The organism is Neisseria sp. P0009.S007, assembly GCF_051962515.1.
In genome coordinates this window covers 1-1,320 of sequence record NZ_JBQCVF010000381.1, presented here as the reverse complement: position 1 = coordinate 1,320, position 1,320 = coordinate 1, and the positions used below count along the sequence as shown (strand labels likewise).

Annotated in this window: 3 protein-coding genes; all 3 read left to right on the top strand. The window is 50.4% G+C overall.

Translation table 11 applies throughout. From position 1 onward, the window contains the following. The coding region (gene hisF / locus ACTHS3_RS13440; RefSeq protein WP_440368185.1) for an imidazole glycerol phosphate synthase subunit HisF at window positions 1–633 on the top strand (633 nt) is incomplete at its 5' end. A gap of 44 nt (window positions 634–677) precedes the next feature. After that, on the top strand, window positions 678–1,085 hold the full coding sequence (gene hisI, locus ACTHS3_RS13435; RefSeq protein WP_070606850.1) for a phosphoribosyl-AMP cyclohydrolase: 408 nt from the start codon (window positions 678–680) through the stop codon (window positions 1,083–1,085). Between the two features lie 32 nt (window positions 1,086–1,117). Beyond that, window positions 1,118–1,320 (top strand): phosphoribosyl-ATP diphosphatase (hisE, locus tag ACTHS3_RS13430; RefSeq protein ID WP_440368184.1); only part of this gene is annotated, 203 nt, incomplete at its 3' end.

The window sequence follows — 1,320 nt, the reverse complement described above, 5'->3', positions numbered from 1 at the left end:
GATGAGTTGACCTTTTTGGACATCACTGCCTCCAGCGACAATCGCGACACTATTTTGCACGTTATTGAGGCAGTCGCATCACAAGTTTTTATTCCATTGACGGTCGGCGGCGGTGTGCGTACGGTTGCCGATATCCGTCGTCTGCTTAATGCCGGTGCCGATAAGGCCAGCATCAATACGGCAGCTGTAACCAATCCTGATTTGGTAAATGAAGCGGCCGGTTTTTTTGGTTCGCAAGCGATTGTCGTTGCTGTCGATGCCAAAGCGGTCAACCCTGAAAACACCCGTTGGGAAATCTTTACCCACGGTGGACGTAATCCGACCGGTTTGGATGCGGTGGAATGGGCTATCGAAATGCAGCGGCGCGGTGCGGGCGAGATTTTGCTGACCAGCATGGACCGGGACGGTACCAAACAAGGTTTCAACCTGCCTTTGACACGTGCGGTCAGCGAAGCGGTGGATATTCCGGTCATTACTTCCGGTGGCGTCGGTTCGGTTCAGCATTTGGTGGACGGTATTAAAGAAGGGAAGGCAGATGCGGTATTGGCCGCCAGTATTTTCCACTTTGGCGAAGCGAGTATCCGCGAAGCGAAACTGGCCATGCGTGAAGCAGGAATTGAAGTGCGTTTGTGATTGCTACCCAAAGGCCGTCTGAAAAATATGGGAGAAAGACGTACATGTCGAATATAAACGAAACGCTGCTGAATGCCGTAAAATTTGATGAGAAAGGTTTGGTTTGCGCGATTACCCAAGATTGGCAGACACGCCGTGTGCTGATGGTTGCCTGGATGAACGCCGAAGCCCTGCAAAAAACCGTAGAAACCGGTCTTGCCCACTATTACAGCCGTTCCCGCCAAAAACAATGGATGAAGGGCGAAGAGTCCGGACATACGCAAAAAGTACACGAATTGCGTCTGGATTGCGATGGCGATGCAGTAGTCATGCTGATTGAACAAAACGGCGGCATTGCCTGTCATACTGGGCGCGAAAGCTGTTTTTACAAAGTTTGGCAAGAGGGCGCATGGCAGACAGTCGATGCCGTGATGAAAGACGAAGAGGCGATTTACGGACATAAACATCCTTAAGGCCGTCTGAAAGAAAATAAGAGAAACCGACCATGACCGATACTATCCTTACCCAAATTCAAAACGTCATCGATTCACGCAAAGGCGGCGATCCTGATGCTTCTTACGTTGCCCAACTGCTGCACAAAGGCGAAGACAAGATTTTGAAAAAAGTCATTGAGGAAGCGGGTGAAACCTTGATGGCCTCTAAAGATGGCGGTGGCGAACATTTGGTTTACGAAGTGGCGGATTTGTG

Excerpts from the sequence above, each read along its gene's own strand:
- hisI (WP_070606850.1), top strand. The coding sequence starts at position 678 with ATGTCGAATATAAACGAAACGCTGCTGAATGCCGTAAAATTTGATGAG.